Source organism: Halorussus salinus (assembly GCF_004765815.2).
Taxonomy (GTDB): domain Archaea; phylum Halobacteriota; class Halobacteria; order Halobacteriales; family Haladaptataceae; genus Halorussus; species Halorussus salinus.
In genome coordinates, this window is sequence record NZ_SBIS02000011.1 from 190,493 (window position 1) to 207,127 (window position 16,635).

Genomic DNA, 16,635 nt, shown 5'->3' on the forward strand with positions numbered 1-16,635 from the left:
TCGGCCGTGACGCGCGAGTTCTGAGGCGACTTCTGAGAATAGCGTCGTCCGCGAGCGAAATCGAGAGGACCGACGCGTGCTACGACTGGACCGGCGTCGCCGTCAGGTTGACCGTCCGGAAGTCGTACGAGGCGCGAACCTCGAACCGGTCGGCGGGCGAGAGCGTCCAGAGGAAGCCCTCCGCGTTCGTCCGGCCGACGAGTTCGCCGTCGATTCGGACCTCGCCGCTCACGGGCGCGCCGGTCTCGTTCGTGAGTTCGACGCGGAGCGGACCACCAGCGTAGGTGCGGTTGACCGTAACGGTGAGGTTTTCGGAGGTATTGGTCGCGCTCGGTCCCGTCGGGAGCGGGGTGTCGCCGGTGAGCCGTTTGTACTGTATCTCTCGGAACACAGATTCCGTACCACCGTCGTAGTAGGCGACGAGTTCCCCGTGCGTGTGTTTTATCCACATTCGATAGATATTGTTGGTACCGTACTGCTGGTTCGTCCCGGTACTTCGCCGGTTGTCGAACGCCCAGCGGTACCGCTCGATGATGCTGTCGCGCGCGCTTCCGATAGTCGATTTATCCGAGAGTGCCGGGTTCCGTCTGTCTTTGCGAACGATTTCACGGACGTACTGTCCGTTGAGTATCGACGCGAGGACTACGCCGTCCTCGTTGGTCGCTACGTAGGTTCGAGTCGAGGACTTTTGACCTTGTACCGTAGCTGAGAGCCGGTCACGGACCGGTCCTTCGAGCATCACTAGTTTTCCGTTTAGCGAGTACGACTCCGTGTCCATCGTAACCCGAGGAATCGAGTCGGCACGTGACCGCAGCGTATCAACCAGCGTGCGAATTTCGCCCGCTTTCGCATCGATGTGACCCAGTGTTCGCAGATACTCGCTCGCTGAAATCGTCCCGTTCGTAAACGCTTGGGTCGCCTGTCGTTCTCGGGCTTTGAGCGAGATGATGTGGTTCTCGATTTGGTACCGGTACCGGTTCAAAATCTGCTTTTTCTTCTCGATGGTCTCGGCGGATCGCAGCTGCCGGTCGAGTACGTTCCTGTTTAGTTTCGTCTCGAACTCGTCCCGGTTGATAGTGAGCGAACTTCCGAGAGAAATCGACGGCGTATCGAACGCTGTTCGAGCCGGTTCGGACCCGAGCGTAGTCACGTTCGTCGTGTTTCCGTCCACTGACAGCCGAATCGTGCCGCCGTCTGTCTGAGCGAGCGAGTCGTTCATCGAAACGGGGGTGAGCGAGGCGTTTCGGGCGGGCGCTGGCGCGGTCGGTGCCGAGGCCTGCACCGCGACTGCTCCGGGGGAGAGGGCGAGCAGTAATGCCAGCATAACGGGGGTGAGGCGCATACGTGCGCCTACTCGGGGACCCATCATTAAAATATTCCCGGAAGTATGAAACCCGACGAGAACCGACGAGAGTACCCGAGACGTTTTACGGACGCCGCTGACGTTTTATTTGTAGATAGAAAGTATTTTCTTGTCGGCGCATTCACGCGATGGTATGCGGTTACTCGCCGCCCTCCTCGTCGTCCTCCTCCTCGTCGGCTCCGGCGGAGCCGGGGCGAGCCACTCGGCCGCCGACCGAGCCGACGCCTCCCAGCGCACGCAGGCGCAAGCGGTTCCGGTCGCCGACACCGAGACCGTCGCGAACGCCACGAACTCGACAGGAGCCAACGTGACGGTACGCGAGGAGACCCTCATGGACATCACGCTCCGCGAGAACGGCGACGCCCGGTGGAACGTCACCGCGCGATATCTCCTCGGTGACGACAACGAGACCGAAGCCTTCCGCGAACTCGCCGCGGAGTACGAAGACGGCCGCGCCGATTTCGGACTCACTTCGGGACCGTTCGAGCGCATCGTCGAGCGCGTGAACGACAGCGTCGAACGCTCGATGGAGATTCGAGAGGTCGGTCGGTCGGCGCAACTCCGACGCAACGGCACCGTCGGCGTCCTCTCGCTGTCGTTCACGTGGACGAACTTCACGGAGATTAGCGACAATCAGATCGTTCTCGGCGACGCGTTCTGGCTCGGGTCCGATACGTGGCTCCCGACGCTCGGCGACGAGCAGACGCTGACGATATCGGTCCCGAACTCCTACTACCTGTCGAGCGGGAGTCCGTCCGGCGGGAAAATCGTGAACGGCACGGTCCTGCGCTACGAGGGACCCCAACAGTTCGAGCGGGGGGACTTCGATATGACCTACTCGCCGAAGAACACCGAGACGCCCACGACGACCCCGAAGGAAGGATTCTTGCCCGGCGGGTCGGGCCTCTGGGGTGCCGTCGTCGTCTTCCTCCTGCTGACGGGGAGTTTCGGCGCGTACGCGTTGGCCCAGCGGCGCGGCGTGGACCCGACCCCCGCCGCCGAACCCTCGTCGGCGGACGCGCCCGACGACGACGACGCGGGAGCGTCGGCCGCCGAACCGCGGGCGAACGACGACGGTAACGCCCTCGCCGACGAGCGAGCGTCGGAGGACGAATCCGAACCCGAACCGGAACTGCTGAGCGACGAGGAGCGCGTCCTTCGACTCCTCAGGGACAACGACGGGCGGATGAAGCAGGGCCAGATCGTCAAGGAGACCAACTGGTCGAACGCCAAGGTCTCCCAACTCCTGTCGAAGATGGACGACAACGACGACGTGGACAAACTCCGCATCGGTCGGGAGAACCTCATCACGTTGCCCGACGAAGACGTGACCGAGATGGGTTGAAAACCCGCGTCAACCCGTCGAGCGTTTCGCGTCGCGCGTTTCGAAACCGTTTACCCCCAAGACGGAGACGTACCGGGTATGAAGGTCCTGGTGACTGTGAAGGAGGTCGCCGAAGTCGCCGACGACTTCGAGATAGCGGGGACCGAGGTAGACGAGCGCTACCTCGAATACGATTTGAACGAGTGGGACGACTACGCCGTCGAGGAGGCCGTCCAGTTGAAGGAGGACGGCCCGGCCGACGAGGTCGTGACCGTCACTATCGGTCCCGAGCGGTCCGAGGAGACCATCCGGATGGCGCTGGCGAAGGGCGCGGACCGGGCGGTCCGGGTCTGGGACGACGCGCTGGAGGACGTGGACTTGCTGGACGTGGAGACGAAGACGAGCCTCCTCGAAGCGGTCGTCGAGGAAGAGGACCCCGACCTCGTGTTGTCGGGCGTGCAGGCGGGCGACGACGCCTTCGGTGCGACCGGCGTCTCGCTGGCCGACGAAATCGGCTTCCAGTGGGGTGCGGTCGTCAACGCGCTCGACTACGACGACGACGGGAACGTCGCGCACGTCCACCGCGAACTGGAGGGCGGCGTCGAGGAGCTAACCGACATCGACCTGCCCGCGGTCCTCACGATTCAGACCGGTATCAACGAGCCGCGATACGCCAGCCTCCGGGGCATCCGACAGGCCCAGAGCAAGGAAATCGCACCCAAGAGCCTCGACGACCTCGGCCTCGACGCGGGGGCCGTCGAGAGCGACCTCGATTTGACTTCGATGTACGAACCCGAGAGCGAGAGCGACGTGGAGATGTTCGAGGGTGACGCCAGCGAGACGGCCGGGCGACTTGCGGAGGTCCTCCGCGAGAAGGGGGTGGCAGAATGAGCGACGTGCTTGCCGTCACCGAACACCGCCGCGGCGAACTGCGCGACGTGAGCTTCGAGGTCATCACCGCCGGACGCGACCTCGCCGACGAGACCGGCGGCGACCTCCACCTCGCCGTGGTCGGCGGCGACACCGAGTCGTTCGCCGACACCCTGAACCGCGAAGGCGTGGACGCCATCCACACCGTCTCGGAGGGCGAGGAGTTCGACCACGACGTGTACACGCAGGCTATCGAGGCGCTCCACGCCGAGGTGGACCCCGGAGTTCTCCTGATGCCCAACAGCGTCAACGGCCTCGACTACGCGCCCGCCGTCGCCAACAGCCTCGACCTCCCGCTGGCGACCGACGCCGTGGGCATCGAGTACGACGACGGCCTGACCGTCACCCGAGAGATGTACGGCTCGAAGGTCGAGACGACCGTCGAGGTCGCGGGCGACCAGCAGGCAGTCACCATCCGGAGCGCCGAGTGGCCCGCCGCCGAGGGCGTCGGCGACGCCGACATCTCGGAGTTCGACGTGGACATCGACGCCGACCGCGGCGCGACCGTCACCGGCTTCGAGGAGGTCGGCAGCGGCGACGTGGACATCAGCGAGGCCGACTTCATCGTCTCCATCGGCCGCGGTATCGAGGAGGAGGACAACCTCCCGCTCATCGAAGACCTCGTGGAGGCGACCGACGCGACGCTAGCCTCGTCGCGACCCATCGTGGACAACGGCTGGCTCCCGAAGAACCGGCAGGTCGGCCAGTCCGGCAAGGTCGTGACGCCGACGGTGTACCTCGCCATCGGCATCTCCGGCGCGGTCCAGCACGTCGCCGGGATGAAGGGCGCGGACAACATCATCGCGGTCAACACCGACCCGAACGCGCCCATCTTCGACATCGCCGACTACGGTATCGTCGGCGACCTCTTCGACGTGGTTCCGGAACTCATCGAGCAGTTCGAGTAGACTTTCGGTCTCCGTTCGGGTCAGTTACGGTCGCGCGGTTCAGTCGAGTATCTGCCCGAATATTTTCCCCATCGCGGTATAGAGGTGCTGAGTCACCGTCGAGGGCGACAGGTCGAGTTCAGTCGCCAAATCGCTGACCGATGCTCGGCGGGGTTGTTCGAAGTAGCCGTGCCGGTACGCCACCCGAAGAATCTCGGACTGTCGCTCCGTGAGGTCGGCCATATCGACGGTCGAGATGGTTGTCGGGTCCGATCCCGCATCGCTATCGACTAGTTGCCGCACCGAGACCGCCTCGGCACGCTCCCGGAGTTTCTCGACCGCCCGCTGGAGTTGGTCAGTGTCCTCAACGTGGAAGGTGAGCCAGAGTCGGCCCTCCTCGAATCGGCTCTCGGACACCGGGACGCCGACCGCTTCGAGTCGGTCGCAGGCGCACTCGTCCGGTCGGGCGAACCGGAAGACGCCACCGTCGTCGTAGCGGAAGATGCGGGAGAAGGAGTCGAAATCCGGATTCGAGGGAGTCTCGGACAGAACTACCTCCTCTACGTCGTTACCGCGGGACACGACCTCGACGGTTTCGTCGTCGGAGTCGGCGAGGTCGGTGACGGGACAAGCCTCAGGGCTCTTCACGACGACTTTCGCGCGCATATTTTCAATATTATCGCTATATGTACTAAACTCTTACCGGGGTACGTCGCACCGGCGACGACCGTTTAAAATGCCGCCATCTTTCGACACAACCCACATGCTCGTCGTAGGTCTACGTGAAGATGCGGTGATGCCAATGGCAGTAGCCCAAGATTCCACCCCCGAGCGGAAGGACGAACAGGACGACGATGTGAAAATCGTGGCCGACATCTCGACCTTAGACGAGTGTCGAGACGACGTGGACGCCACGAGCATGAACGTCGTCGGAACCGGCGCACACAGCCACTCCATCGTCGATTAATAGACCAGTTTCCCATTTTTATCATGCCCGAACTATCCCCGGAGGAGCGCGAGGCACTGCGAGCGCAGAGTGCCACCCCGAACAGGTGGTTCTGTGAATACCTCACCGAACTGTTCGTGGAACTCGACTACGTTCCATCGTTCCCCGTTAAGGTCCTTTGGGAAGTCGAGAGCCGGTGCCATCTCGACTGCGAACACTGTTGGGCCGACACGACCGACGAGATAGACGGTCCGTCGCTGGAAACAAAACTGGAAACCGCCGACGAAATTGCCGAGGAGGGCGCGGAAGTCGTCTCGTTCTCGGGAGGCGAGCCGCTTCTCGCACCGGATTTAGAGCCGGTCGTCGAGCGCCTCAAAGACGGCGACGTACGGGTTGAGCTACTCACAAACGGGGAACTCGTTCCGAAGAACATCGACTGGTTAGCGAACAATCTCGACGACACCGACGAAGTGCAGGTCAGCATCGACGGTCCACCGGCGGTCCACGAACGACAGCGCCCCGGAAGTTCGTTCGAGCGACTCCGACGCGGAGTAGGGCTACTGCGCGAGGAGGGCATCTCCGTGCGCGCGAACTTCACCGCGACTCCCATCAACGTCGAGACACTCTCGGAAGTCATCGGGATTTGCGCCGAGGAGGGTGTCGAACCACTGAGCGTCCTCCCGGTGTATCCGATGGGTGACGGCATCGAACTCTGGGAGCGGTTCTCCGCCGAGACGTTCCTCGAAACGGTCGCCGCGGCCGCGGTGGATTGTCCGATAGAACTGGACATCTACCTCCCGATAGAGGCCTTCGAGTTACTCAACTGTCTGAAAATCGAGGAACCGACCCCTGCTGCCGACGGCGGCGAACTCAGGGTGCCGCTCCCCGAGGCCCGCACGCACGTCCAGATTCAGGCCGACGGCGGCATCTATCCGGGGAGCGAACTCACCGACCCCGCGTACCGGAACGGGAGCATCGCCGACCGTACGCTGAAAGCCGCGTGGGAAGACGATACGTGGGACAACCTCCGGGAGGGTCGCCGCCTGACCGAGAGCAAGTGCGTCGATTGCCCGTACCGGTCGCGCTGTGGTGGAGGAAATACGGCGCGCGTCCTCCAGTTCTACGGCGACATCCACCACGCCGACCCGTTTTGTGACTACGTTCCGGAGTCCGAGAGTATTTAAAATACCGAGGATATTGCAGGTTTCATTCACACTGCTGGGCCACGAACTTCGAGTAGGTGGTTAGATGGCCGAGTACGAACACGACGAGCCCGGAGCGATGTCCGAGACGGAGGCCGTACAGACCATTCTCTCGACGGACACGCGGCCACCCGAAGGAATACAGGGCAAGTACAACGACGCGACGATGATGCTGAACAAACTGGCGTTCCGTGAGGAGGACCAGACCGAGTTTCCTGCGATAATCGGCATCGACATCATCAAAGCCTGCAATCTCGCGTGTGACCACTGCTTCCTCCAGTCACAGTCGGTTCCCGACGCGTACCCGACGTTTGAGCAGCTCGAACTGCTCCGCGACCAGTTGGACGAGGCCCGACCCGTCAAGGTATACCTGACGGGCGGCGAACCGACCCTTCACCCGTCGTTTTACGACGTGTTCGAGTTGTTCGCCGACGGTCCCTACGATCTCACGGTGTTCACGAACGGCGTCCTAGTTGACGACGAGATGGTCGCCGAACTCGCGCCCTACGCGGGGGAAGTGAGCTTTCAGGTCAGTTTCGACGGTCTCGGTGAGGTTCACCGGCGAATCCGGGGGATAGAGGCTGAACCGGTCTTGGACGGTATCGAACGTCTAAGCGACGCGGGATTTGACGTTCACTTGCGGACCACCGTCCAGCCCGGAAACGTCGAACAGATTCCCGATATCTACGAAAAGAGCGCAGAACTGGGTGTGAACTACGTCGAGTTCGCGCCCATACTCCCGACGTTCGGGTGGGACCACCTCACCGACGAACCGTATCCGGAGTTCCGCGAGCGGTCGCTGGTCGCCTACGCGGAGTTTCTCCGGAGCCGAGAGACCTTCCCGGTACCCATCGGTCGGGACCCCGTACCCGTCCCCTGCGGTTACGACGTGAGCGACGAGGCTGCGCTCGACGGATACATCTGCCCCGCAGCCAGTACCGCGCTCGAAATCAGCGCCGAGGGCGAGGTGTATCCCTGTCCGTACCTCCACCACGAAGAGTTTAGCGCCGGGAACGTCTACGAGGGGGACGCCAGCCTTCAGGAGATATGGGAACGCTCGATGGAAAACCCGGCGTGGGCTTGTATGGTAGCGTACACCAACGTCGGCGGCGACGACTGCAAGGAGTGTCCTCACGCCGACGCGTGCAAGGGCGCGTGTCCGGCCGCGGGGTTCGCCGACACAGGCAAAGTATCGAATCCCGACTACCGCTGTCCCCGAGTCACGGGTGATTGAGATGTACGAGCTACGCGAACACGTCCAGCGACGATTCGAGCCGAACCTCGAAGACGGGCTGTTCCTGATATACGACGCCAAGAACGACGAGTTCCGGACCGGCGGCGAAGTCGTTCGCGACATCGTGGACGGCATCGCGGAGGGTAAGTCACTCGACGAGATAGAGCAGCAACTCGTGGTCGAACGCGACATCGAGCGCAGGAACGCCGAAGCCACTGTTCGGGAAGTTTGTGATCGATTCGAGTCGGCGGGATTCCTCCGGCGACTCGACCCCGACGGCCGAGCGACGCCGAACGATGCACGATAATATCGAAAGAAGGACATATAGTTGCGACGGAGATGCCGACAGATGAGTACCACGAATAGACTGGGTGAGTACGTCGCACAGGTCACCGACGGCGTTCTCCGAAACGACAAGCTCCGCGCGCTGTTTCCGGCATTCGTGGGCATCTTCCTTGTCGGCGAACTCTACAAACAGGCGCTCCCGCTGTACTTCGAGGCGGTCGGCATCCCGCTGGCGGTCCTCGGGGTCGTGAAGAGCGCGGCCAACGCCGTCGAAATCGGCGTCTCGCCGGTCGCGGGCGTCCTCGCCGACCGGACCGACCGGATGGGGCTGGCCGCCGTCGCCGCCGTCGCCGCGAGCGTCGTCCTCGCGGCGTTCGCGCTCCGACCCGGACGGGCCGTCGTGACGGGACTCGTGGTGCTGACGGCCGTCGCGTTGCTGTTGCTGAACAACGCCATCACGCCCGCGGTCAACGCGGCGCTCGAGGAGGGCGTCGAGGGAATCGGCTGGGGCGTCCGCGACGTTGGGATGTACCTCGGGAGCGGAGTCGGACTCGCCGCGGCCGGGGCACTCGTCTCGCGGACCGAGCGCGTCGAGGTCATCTTTCTGGTGGCGGTGCCGGTCCTCCTCGGCGTCGGCGCTGTCGCGTGGCGACGGCGCTCCGGCGGGGCGCTCCGGGCGGCGCTGTCCGACATCGAACTCGATGACCTGTTCGCCATCGGCGTCCGCGAGCAGGTCCGTTCGGTGTCGAACCGACGACTGCTGTACGCGTTCTGCCTCGTGGAACTGGCCACGACCGCCGGGATGGGAATGACGATGTTCCTCCTGCCCGCGCTGGCGACCGACCTCGGGTTGGCGGCGTCGGGCTACCTGTTCGTCTACTCGGCCTCGCGGCTGGTCGGCGCGCCAGCGAGTCTCGTCGGCGGGGTCGCGGCCGACCACCTGCCCAAGAAGTGGCTGTTCGTCGCCAACTACGCCGTCGAGGGCGCGATGTTGGTCGCGTTCGGACTCGCGGACGGTCCCGCGCTCTTCCTCGTCGGAATGGCCCTGTTCGTCGTCCAGACGACCTTCGAGCCCGGCGTCGTGGCCTACTTCTTCGACAACTTCGACGACGAGGAGGGCGGCACCATCTGGGGAATCAAGGGGAGCGTCCACAAGGTCGCCAACGTCGCCGCGCCGGTCGTCGGCGGCGGTCTGTACGCCATCGACCCGCACCTGTCGTTTCTCGCCGGGGGCGGGTTGATGCTCGTCGGGTCGGGAATCGCGACGACGCTCCCGCGGTGAGTGACGCCGGGCCGACCGTCGAAGTCGGCGTTTCGTCACGTATTTGATTCGTCGGTCGCCAGTCCCGTGCGATGGACTCCCCTGCAGTCCGGCGGACGCTGACCGTGGTCGTCCTCGGCGTCCTCGTCCTCGCCGGAAGCCTCGGCCTCCTCGGACTCTCGCTGTCGGCGGATGCCGGGCAGTCGGCGGACGCCGGTCGGTCGGCAGACCCGACAGCGGGTCGCGGCGTCGGGCCGCCCGTCTCGACGCTCCACGACGAGGGCGCGACGGGCGAGAACGTGACCGTCGGCGTCGTAGACGTGACCGGATTCGACACCGAATCGCGCGCGCTCGCCGGTCGAGTCACCGAGGCCCGAGCGTTCGGCGAGGCGTCGGTCTTCGGCGACGACGCCAGCCACGGCACCGCGGCGGCCGAGACCGTGGCGCGAATCGCGCCCGACGCCGACCTCTCGCTGGCGACGGTGGACTCCCCGACGAGCTACCGGCGCGCGGTCGAGTGGCTCGTCGCCCAGAAGGTGGATATCGTCGTCGCTCCGGTGTCGTTCTACGGGATGCCCGGCGACGGAACCTCCCCCGTCGCCGAGGTCGCGGAGCGCGCGACCGAGGAGGGAGTCGTCTTCGTCTCGCCGACCGGGAACCTCGCGCGGAGCCACTGGGCGGGCCGGTATCGCAACGTCGAGAACGAAAGCGTCAGGTTCGGCGAGAGTACGCGAAACTACATCAGAGGAGACGGGCGGGACGTGACCGTGTGGCTGTCGTGGGACCGGGACCACCGCGGGCAGGACTACACCGCGAAGCTCTACTGGACCGACGGCAAGCGGAGTCGGCTGGTCGCGCGTTCGTCGCCGTACCCCGGCGACGGAGTGCCCAACGAGCGCATCGTCGCTCGCGTTCAGTCGGGAACCTACTACCTCACGGTCGAGGGACCCGCGAACGCAACAGGTGCCCGTCTCGAACTCTCGTCGCCGACCCACGACTTCCAGCACGTCCGGGCCGAGGAGAGCCTCGTCGCGCCCGCGAGCGCCCGGTCGGTCCTGACGGTGGGCGCGTACGACACCGACGGCGGCCGGGTCGAACCGTTCGGTTCCCGCGGGCCGACGTTCGACGGCCGAAACGGGGTGGACCTCGTCGCTCCGAGCCGTCCGACCGCGGCCAACACTGAGGGGTTCGCGGGCTCGTCGGCCGCCGCGGCGTACGCTGGCGGTATCGCAACGCTCCTTCTCGACGAGCGACCGGGTCTCTCCCCGAGAGCCGTCGAGCGACGGCTGGAGACCACCGCACTCGACACGGGCCAACCGGGAATCGACCCCGTGTCGGGGCACGGCCGACTCCGACCGGTTCGAGCGGTCGGGTTGGGCAACGCGACCGAGTGAGCCACGACGCGACCGCTTAAATCGGTCTTTAAGTTATGAACAACGTTTAGTGCCCGCTTTGGGAAGATTCGACAACGAGACGCCATGTCGGGACTCATCGAACGACTCCAAGACCGGACCGCGAGTGGCGACGAGCAGTTGCGCGTCCTCGACGTGGAGGGCGACGAGACCGACGACGTTCTCGACGCGCTCGGTCCCGACACGCGCCGGGAGGTCTACCGTACCCTGTTCGAGTCGCCCGGAACGCCCTCCGAACTCGCCGAGCGCGTGGACACGTCGGTCCAGAACCTCCACTACCACCTCTCGACGCTGGAGGAGGCCGGACTCATCGCGCAGGTCGATACGCGATACTCCGAGAAGGGCAACGAGATGGCGGTGTACGCGCCCGCGACCGACCCGCTCGTGCTGGTCGGCGACGGCGACATCCGCCCGCAGGTCCGCCACTCGCTGGCGGATGTGGTCGGCGGACTCGGGGTGCTGGCGGCCGCCAGCCTGCTGGTCCAGCGGGGCGTCGAACGACTCGCCAGCCCCGCAATCGGCCGCGGGACCGTGGTCGGCCCGGCCAGTCCGACGGCCGACCCGACGACGGCCCGCGAGACCGTCGCGTGGTTCGTCTTCGACCTCGCGGAGCCGGGCGTCGTCTTCTTCGTCGGGTGTCTCGTCGTCGTCGCCGTCGCCGCGCTCGTGATGGACCGGTAGCGCGAAGAGAGAAAAGTTGACGCGAGCGGAGCGTCGCAAGAACTCTCAGTTGCGGAACAGACCGAGAACGACGCCGATTCCGACTACTGCGAGGAGGCCGCCCGCCGCTAGCAGGCCGACGCTTCCGAGGAGTCGGTCGCCAGAGTCGTCGGCGGTCGAACCGTTCGCGTCTCCGTCAGCCGAGACGGTGCCGACTGCCGTCGCGGTGGCGGTCGGCGGCGCGTCGTCGCCCGAATCGCTGGCGTCGGTGAAGACGACGACTCGCCCTCTGGCCTCCAGTTCGCCGTCGGTCGTCGGCCCGGCGTACAGGCGCACGTCGTAGGAGGCGGGCGCGAGCGGCGAGTCGAGCGACGTTTCGGCGGTCTCCTCGACCACGCGGGTACTCCCGTTGTCCACGACGCCGAGCGTGGGCGCGTCGGTTCCAGCGCGGTCGGTGTGGAAGAGGATGGTCGCGCTCCCGTCGCCGTCACGGTCGCGGACGGTCCCGTTGACGACGTAGTTGACGCTCGGGCCGCCGACGGAGACCGAGACGGTCTCGGCCTGCCCGAACAGCACTTTGATCGACGCGGTCCGGTTCTGGGTGACTTCCGTGACGGCTTGGACCGCAGGGCTATCGACGGATTGGGCAGTCTCGTCGGTCGTGGTCGTCTCCGTCGCGCAGTCGCTCGAACAGACGACCCGTCCGTCGGCTTCCGCCAGCACGGTCTCGTTTCGGTAGACTCGAATTTCGAACTCCTGCTCGGGTAAGCCGCTCATGTCGTAGCTCGCACCGAACGTCCGGTTGTCGGAGACGCGGACCGTGTTCGTCTTCAGGAACATCTCTCCTTTGACGTTGACACTCAGGTTCGTTCCGGGTTCCAGCGTCGTCTTCCCGCGAATCGTCTGGTTCGGCGCTGGGTCGAGGAGTAACTCCTCGCCGTCAGTGAAGATGGTCGCGTCGGCTCCGTCGGCCGTCGCGGCCGCCACTTCCGGAACGGTCACCGGCACCGCGATGCCGGAAGTCACCGCGAGGAGGGCGAGGAGGGCCGCGGACAGCGGTACGTCGGTCGGTCGTTCGCTCGGGGACATACGCGTCGATAGACGAAGGGACGGGAAAAATGTGTCACGTTACATTAACCTGTGATTTAAGCTACGGCTACCGGTCGAGACCCCACGACGACGAGACACCACGTATCGTCACGTACTTGTTTTATCGGTCCTGAGTCCCGGCCAATGGATTATCCCGAGTCCCGGAGGGCGATGGTCGAGGAGCGCCTCGAAGCCGTCCTCGACCGCGTCGAACCGACGGAACTCGCCGACGAGGTTCGGCACGTCGCGCTGTCGGGGGGCAAGCGCGTCAGGCCGACCGTCACCGTTCTGTCCTGCGAATCGGCCGGAGGCGAGGCGGAGGCGGCCGTCGATTTCGCGGTCGGCGTCGAACTCGTTCACGACGCCTCGCTGGTGGTGGACGACATCATCGACCGGTCGGACACCCGCCGGGGGAGCGCGAGCGCGTGGGCCGAGTACGGCTACTCGCCCGCCATCGTGGCCAGCGACGGACTCATCGGCGAAGCCTTCGAGTTGTTCTCGCCGGACCCGCGAGCGATGGAGGCGGTCGCCGACGCGATGGTCGAACTCGGCGAGGGCGAGGCGACCGAACTCGTCGCCCGGCCGACCAACCGCGAGGAGTACATGGAGTTGGCCCGCCGGAAGACCGGGGCGCTGTTCCGGGCCGCCGCGGAGTTGGGCGCGATAGCCGCCGACGCCGACCCCGCGACCGTCGAGGCGTTCGGCGAGTACGCCGAGAAGGTCGGCGTCGCCTTCCAGATTCGAGACGACGTGCTGGACGCGACCGCGGACGAAGACGAGTTGGGCAAGCCCACCGGCCACGACGCCGAGATGGGCCGCCCGTCGATAGTCCGCGTGACCGACTTGGACGCCGAGGAGGCCGACGCCTTGGCCCACGAGCAGAGCGAGGCGGCGCTAGCCGCGCTCGACCGCGCCGAGACCCCGGACCTGACCGCGACCGACTACCTCCGGGACTTGGCGGCGTTCGTCGTGACGCGGGAACACTGACGCCCTTTTCCGTACTCAACTCGGTTCGGCCCGGCGGGACCGCCGGGATTCGGCGATGGCGAACGCGAGCGTACTCGTGAGTCCCAATACTGTCCCGACCGTGAGCATCACCGCGAGGTAGGTGAGCCGTGGGAGTTCCAGCGGCACCCGGTGGAGGAAGTACGCGCTGATGGCGTGGAGGACGAGCGCGATGGAGAGGACGTAGAACGGCGCGTTGAGGTAGCGCCACTGGAAGCGGTCGGCCAGATACTCGTCGGTAATCTGGCCGAGGCTGGTGGTGACGCCCGCCGCGGTGAACCACGTCACCGCGCCGTGGACCAGCGCCGCCAGCACTTCGAGCGGTCCCACCGGTCCGCCCGCCGATGCCTCGACGGACTCCAACGTCTCGACGCCGCGGACCCCGCCGACGACCAGCAGGGCAGCCGCGACGACGTAGGTGATGAGCGTAACTCGGCCCGCGTAGAGGCTGTTTCTGGCCTTCTCGGCCGCGCGGTCGAGGAGTCGTTCGACGCCCAGTCCCCTGCCGAGGACGTAGAGACCGAGGAGGCCCGAGGTCACGCCGAAGACGGCCGCGCCGGGGAGGCCCAGCGAGTCCGAGATGATGGCCAGCGGGTAGATGAGGAGCAAGATGCCGAGCGGCACGAGGATGGTCCCGCGGGTCTCGGGGTCGTCCAACACCTGCTTGATGGTGTAGTACATGGATTCGAGGTCTTGGGCCTGCCGGACGACGACCCGGCGCACGCCGTCGATGGGCACCCGCGAGCGGATGACCGGGATGACGCTCTCGTCTTGGGCACCGTCGGTGACGATGACCGCTTGGACCTCCTCGCGGGTCGAGAGGCTGGCCAGCACCTCGTCTACCTCGTCGCCGACCGCCCGGTTCGCCGCGATGTCGCCGCCGTCGGTGCCCGTGACGACCGCGACCTCGACGGTCTCGTCCTCGATGCGGTCCGCGAGGTGGACCCCCTCGAACATGACGTTCACGTCGCTGTCCTCGGGGTCAGCGGTGGCTAACGCGACCGCGGCGGCTTCGACGTTGTCGCGGCCGACGACGGGGGTGTCGAAGTCGGTCTTGCGACCGAGGTCGTCGTCGAGGTCCACGCAGAGGACCAACAGCATTACTCGGGGGTATGCGTCCGGGGTTTAACTTCTTTCGGGACGCCTGACAGCGGTCGGAATCGGGAACGTCTTCCCTCGACGGAGAACGTGGACGCTGTCGGGTGCTTCTTCTCGAACGACTCCGAACCTCAATGCGCACGCTTTTTCAGCGTTGGACGAATATACGTCCAGTAACGAATGATATCGAAGGGTTGCGAACAGTGCGCCGAAGGGGGCAAGATGGTACTCTTCGTCTACGGCTACTGCGACCAGCGCGATTGTTTCTACTGTCCCCTCGGCGAGAACCGCAAGAACGTGACCGACGTGTACGCCAACGAGCGGAAGGTCGAATCCGACGAGGACGTACTCGCCGAGGCCAAGCGCATGGACGCGCTGGGGACCTCCATCACGGGCGGCGAACCCCAAGAGGCGATGGAGAAGACCTGTCGGTACCTCCGACTCCTCAAAGACGAGTTCGGCGAGGACCACCACACGCACCTCTACACCGGCATCACCGGCGGCCGCGAGAACATGCGTCGCCTCTCGGAAGCGGGCTTGGACGAGATTCGGTTCCACCCGCCCCTCGATTTGTGGGGCGAGATGCACGGCACCGAGTGGGAGGAGATTCTCTACATCGCCCGCGAGGAGGGCCTGACCCCCGCGTTCGAGATTCCGGGCATCCGCGCCGAGGAGGAGTTCCTCGAATTCTTGGACGAGGGCGCGGCCGACTTCTGCAACGTCAACGAGTTCGAGATGTCCGACGGGAACTTCCGCCGGATGCAGGAGGAGGGCTACGAACTACAGGACGGCCACATGAGCGCGGTCGAAGGCTCGAAAGAAATCCTCGACAAGATGGGCGACCACGAGCGCGTCTACTTCTGTACCTCCGTGTTCAAGGATTCGGCCCAGCACCGCAACCGGATGAAGCGCATGGCCCGCAATATCCGGCGGGAGTTCGACGAGGTGACCGACGACGGAACCTTGGTCTACGGCAAGACGTGGGAACCCGAGCGCCGCCTCCGCGAACTGGGCGTGCCCGACGAGTTCTACACCGCGAAGTCCGACCACGTGGAGTTGGCGTGGTGGTTGCTCGAAGAGATGATAGAAGAGGGCGACGTGGAGAAGGGTGAAATCGTCGAGCAGTACCCGACCGTGGACGGGCAGGTCGTCGAGCGGACGCCGCTGGCGTGACCGACTGCGGCAATTCTACAGATTGTTCCTCACGGTAAGTACGTCGCTTTGAGCGATCGCTATCGTTGTCTGAGGTCGCTTACCGCGGTCGAGAGAGCGCACGCCAACGAGAACGCCGACCGTTCGCGGAGAGGCCGACCAGCGGGAATTTTACGACAGCGCGCCGGAACGGCGCACATGGTTAGTCACCACCGCACCGAAATCGGGCGCGAGGTCCGAGCGCGCGCCGAGGAGGTCTTCGCGGGCGTCGAATCGAGGTGGGACGACGTACCCCGATTGAACCCCCTGACCGTCGAACCGCTCCCGGACGACGACGCGACCTTCCCCGACAGCGCCGCGGCGTTCTTCGATCGGTTCTACCCCTACGCCGCCGGGGCCGCGGTCACGGACGACGAGGGGCGACTCCTCTGCGTCTACAGTCCGGTCCGCGACGAGTGGGAGACGCCCGGCGGTGCTGGGGAGTCCGGCGAGCGCCCCGAGGAGACCGCCCGCCGGGAGGCCCGCGAGGAGACCGGTGTCGAGTGCGAACTGACGGGCGTCCTCCAGACGCGACTGATGGAACTCGACCTCGGAGAACCCGAACTGCTGGCGATTCCGGTCGTGGAGTTCACCGGGCGCGTCGTCGGCGGGGAGGCACTTTCGGGAGGCGAAATCGAGGACCACGGCGAGATTTCGGACCTCGACTGGTTCGGTCCCGACGAGCTACCGAGCCACGTCCGAGAGTACGAGCAGAAGGTCGCGCACCTACGGTCGCTGGACTGACGCA

The 16,635-nt window shown here is 65.3% G+C and carries 17 protein-coding genes; 13 read left to right on the forward strand and 4 right to left on the reverse strand.

What is annotated here, in order from left to right:
- Positions 1-79: 79 nt before the first annotated feature.
- Positions 80-1,369 carry a DUF7096 domain-containing protein gene (locus EPL00_RS24325; protein WP_449405135.1) on the reverse strand — a complete coding sequence of 430 codons (1,290 nt, stop codon included), beginning with the start codon at positions 1,367-1,369 and terminating at the stop codon, positions 80-82.
- A 127-nt stretch (positions 1,370-1,496) separates the two neighbouring features.
- On the opposite strand from EPL00_RS24325, the gene EPL00_RS20360 reads away from it, so the two are divergent.
- The 3 genes from EPL00_RS20360 to EPL00_RS20370 all read left to right on the forward strand — a co-directional run bounded on the left by EPL00_RS20360 (position 1,497) and on the right by EPL00_RS20370 (position 4,525).
- A complete protein-coding gene (locus EPL00_RS20360) occupies positions 1,497-2,708 on the forward strand; it encodes a helix-turn-helix transcriptional regulator (RefSeq protein WP_135854807.1) in 1,212 nt (403 codons plus the stop codon).
- 78 nt (positions 2,709-2,786) lie between these two features.
- Positions 2,787-3,578, forward strand: a complete 792-nt coding sequence (locus EPL00_RS20365; protein ID WP_135854806.1) for an electron transfer flavoprotein subunit beta/FixA family protein — start codon at positions 2,787-2,789, stop codon at positions 3,576-3,578.
- Positions 3,575-4,525 carry an electron transfer flavoprotein subunit alpha/FixB family protein gene (locus tag EPL00_RS20370; protein WP_135854805.1) on the forward strand — a complete coding sequence of 317 codons (951 nt, stop codon included), beginning with the start codon at positions 3,575-3,577 and terminating at the stop codon, positions 4,523-4,525. The genes EPL00_RS20365 and EPL00_RS20370 overlap by 4 nt, the downstream gene beginning before the upstream one ends.
- 39 nt (positions 4,526-4,564) lie before the next feature.
- Here the strand turns inward: EPL00_RS20370 and EPL00_RS20375 are convergent, their stop codons facing one another.
- Positions 4,565-5,170, reverse strand: coding sequence for a helix-turn-helix domain-containing protein (locus EPL00_RS20375; protein WP_135854804.1), 606 nt, complete (start codon positions 5,168-5,170; stop codon positions 4,565-4,567).
- 130 nt (positions 5,171-5,300) lie between these two features.
- Here EPL00_RS20375 and EPL00_RS20380 point away from each other — a divergent pair, with 130 nt between their 5' ends.
- From EPL00_RS20380 to EPL00_RS20410, 7 genes are all read left to right on the forward strand, one after another.
- Positions 5,301-5,471 carry a hypothetical protein gene (locus EPL00_RS20380; RefSeq protein WP_162224284.1) on the forward strand — a complete coding sequence of 57 codons (171 nt, stop codon included), beginning with the start codon at positions 5,301-5,303 and terminating at the stop codon, positions 5,469-5,471.
- 23 nt (positions 5,472-5,494) lie between these two features.
- Complete coding sequence (locus EPL00_RS20385; protein ID WP_135854803.1) at positions 5,495-6,634, forward strand: radical SAM/SPASM domain-containing protein; 1,140 nt, start codon at positions 5,495-5,497, stop codon at positions 6,632-6,634.
- 64 nt (positions 6,635-6,698) lie between these two features.
- Positions 6,699-7,886, forward strand: a complete 1,188-nt coding sequence (locus EPL00_RS20390) for a radical SAM/SPASM domain-containing protein (protein WP_135854802.1) — start codon at positions 6,699-6,701, stop codon at positions 7,884-7,886.
- Between the two features lies 1 nt (position 7,887).
- On the forward strand, positions 7,888-8,193 hold the full coding sequence (locus EPL00_RS20395; RefSeq protein ID WP_135854801.1) for a hypothetical protein: 306 nt from the start codon (positions 7,888-7,890) through the stop codon (positions 8,191-8,193).
- Positions 8,194-8,235: 42 nt separating this feature from the next.
- Positions 8,236-9,453: an MFS transporter gene (locus EPL00_RS20400; protein ID WP_135854800.1), complete on the forward strand. Its 1,218-nt coding sequence runs from the start codon at positions 8,236-8,238 to the stop codon at positions 9,451-9,453.
- Positions 9,454-9,524: 71 nt separating this feature from the next.
- A complete protein-coding gene (locus tag EPL00_RS20405) occupies positions 9,525-10,826 on the forward strand; it encodes a S8 family serine peptidase (RefSeq protein ID WP_135854799.1) in 1,302 nt (433 codons plus the stop codon).
- Between the two features lie 84 nt (positions 10,827-10,910).
- Positions 10,911-11,525, forward strand: a complete 615-nt coding sequence (locus tag EPL00_RS20410; protein ID WP_135854798.1) for an ArsR/SmtB family transcription factor — start codon at positions 10,911-10,913, stop codon at positions 11,523-11,525.
- Positions 11,526-11,570: 45 nt separating this feature from the next.
- Here the strand turns inward: EPL00_RS20410 and EPL00_RS20415 are convergent, their stop codons facing one another.
- Entirely contained in the window at positions 11,571-12,593 is a 1,023-nt protein-coding gene (locus EPL00_RS20415) for a BGTF surface domain-containing protein (RefSeq protein ID WP_135854797.1), read from the reverse strand.
- A 144-nt stretch (positions 12,594-12,737) separates the two neighbouring features.
- Between EPL00_RS20415 and EPL00_RS20420 the strand changes: the two genes are divergently transcribed.
- A complete protein-coding gene (locus tag EPL00_RS20420; protein ID WP_135854796.1) occupies positions 12,738-13,580 on the forward strand; it encodes a polyprenyl synthetase family protein in 843 nt (280 codons plus the stop codon).
- A gap of 15 nt (positions 13,581-13,595) precedes the next feature.
- On the opposite strand, the gene EPL00_RS20425 is transcribed toward EPL00_RS20420, so the two are convergent.
- On the reverse strand, positions 13,596-14,699 hold the full coding sequence (locus EPL00_RS20425) for a DUF373 family protein (RefSeq protein WP_135854795.1): 1,104 nt from the start codon (positions 14,697-14,699) through the stop codon (positions 13,596-13,598).
- A 177-nt stretch (positions 14,700-14,876) separates the two neighbouring features.
- On the opposite strand from EPL00_RS20425, the gene EPL00_RS20430 reads away from it, so the two are divergent.
- Positions 14,877-15,869: a radical SAM protein gene (locus EPL00_RS20430; protein ID WP_135854794.1), complete on the forward strand. Its 993-nt coding sequence runs from the start codon at positions 14,877-14,879 to the stop codon at positions 15,867-15,869.
- 177 nt (positions 15,870-16,046) lie between these two features.
- Positions 16,047-16,631: an NUDIX hydrolase gene (locus tag EPL00_RS20435; RefSeq protein ID WP_135854793.1), complete on the forward strand. Its 585-nt coding sequence runs from the start codon at positions 16,047-16,049 to the stop codon at positions 16,629-16,631.
- Positions 16,632-16,635: the final 4 nt, after the last annotated feature.

Excerpts from the sequence above, each read along its gene's own strand:
- EPL00_RS20365 (WP_135854806.1), top strand. The coding sequence starts at position 2,787 with ATGAAGGTCCTGGTGACTGTGAAGGAGGTCGCCGAAGTCGCCGACGAC.
- EPL00_RS20425 (WP_135854795.1), bottom strand. The coding sequence starts at position 14,699 with ATGCTGTTGGTCCTCTGCGTGGACCTCGACGACGACCTCGGTCGCAAG.
- EPL00_RS20380 (WP_162224284.1), top strand. The coding sequence starts at position 5,301 with ATGCCAATGGCAGTAGCCCAAGATTCCACCCCCGAGCGGAAGGACGAA.
- EPL00_RS20430 (WP_135854794.1), top strand. The coding sequence starts at position 14,877 with ATGATATCGAAGGGTTGCGAACAGTGCGCCGAAGGGGGCAAGATGGTA.
- EPL00_RS20385 (WP_135854803.1), top strand. The coding sequence starts at position 5,495 with ATGCCCGAACTATCCCCGGAGGAGCGCGAGGCACTGCGAGCGCAGAGT.
- EPL00_RS20370 (WP_135854805.1), top strand. The coding sequence starts at position 3,575 with ATGAGCGACGTGCTTGCCGTCACCGAACACCGCCGCGGCGAACTGCGC.
- EPL00_RS20360 (WP_135854807.1), top strand. The coding sequence starts at position 1,497 with ATGCGGTTACTCGCCGCCCTCCTCGTCGTCCTCCTCCTCGTCGGCTCC.
- EPL00_RS20405 (WP_135854799.1), top strand. The coding sequence starts at position 9,525 with ATGGACTCCCCTGCAGTCCGGCGGACGCTGACCGTGGTCGTCCTCGGC.
- EPL00_RS20395 (WP_135854801.1), top strand. The coding sequence starts at position 7,888 with ATGTACGAGCTACGCGAACACGTCCAGCGACGATTCGAGCCGAACCTC.
- EPL00_RS20435 (WP_135854793.1), top strand. The coding sequence starts at position 16,047 with ATGGTTAGTCACCACCGCACCGAAATCGGGCGCGAGGTCCGAGCGCGC.
- EPL00_RS20420 (WP_135854796.1), top strand. The coding sequence starts at position 12,738 with ATGGATTATCCCGAGTCCCGGAGGGCGATGGTCGAGGAGCGCCTCGAA.
- EPL00_RS20410 (WP_135854798.1), top strand. The coding sequence starts at position 10,911 with ATGTCGGGACTCATCGAACGACTCCAAGACCGGACCGCGAGTGGCGAC.
- EPL00_RS20400 (WP_135854800.1), top strand. The coding sequence starts at position 8,236 with ATGAGTACCACGAATAGACTGGGTGAGTACGTCGCACAGGTCACCGAC.
- EPL00_RS20415 (WP_135854797.1), bottom strand. The coding sequence starts at position 12,593 with ATGTCCCCGAGCGAACGACCGACCGACGTACCGCTGTCCGCGGCCCTC.
- EPL00_RS20375 (WP_135854804.1), bottom strand. The coding sequence starts at position 5,170 with ATGCGCGCGAAAGTCGTCGTGAAGAGCCCTGAGGCTTGTCCCGTCACC.
- EPL00_RS20390 (WP_135854802.1), top strand. The coding sequence starts at position 6,699 with ATGGCCGAGTACGAACACGACGAGCCCGGAGCGATGTCCGAGACGGAG.
- EPL00_RS24325 (WP_449405135.1), bottom strand. The coding sequence starts at position 1,369 with ATGATGGGTCCCCGAGTAGGCGCACGTATGCGCCTCACCCCCGTTATG.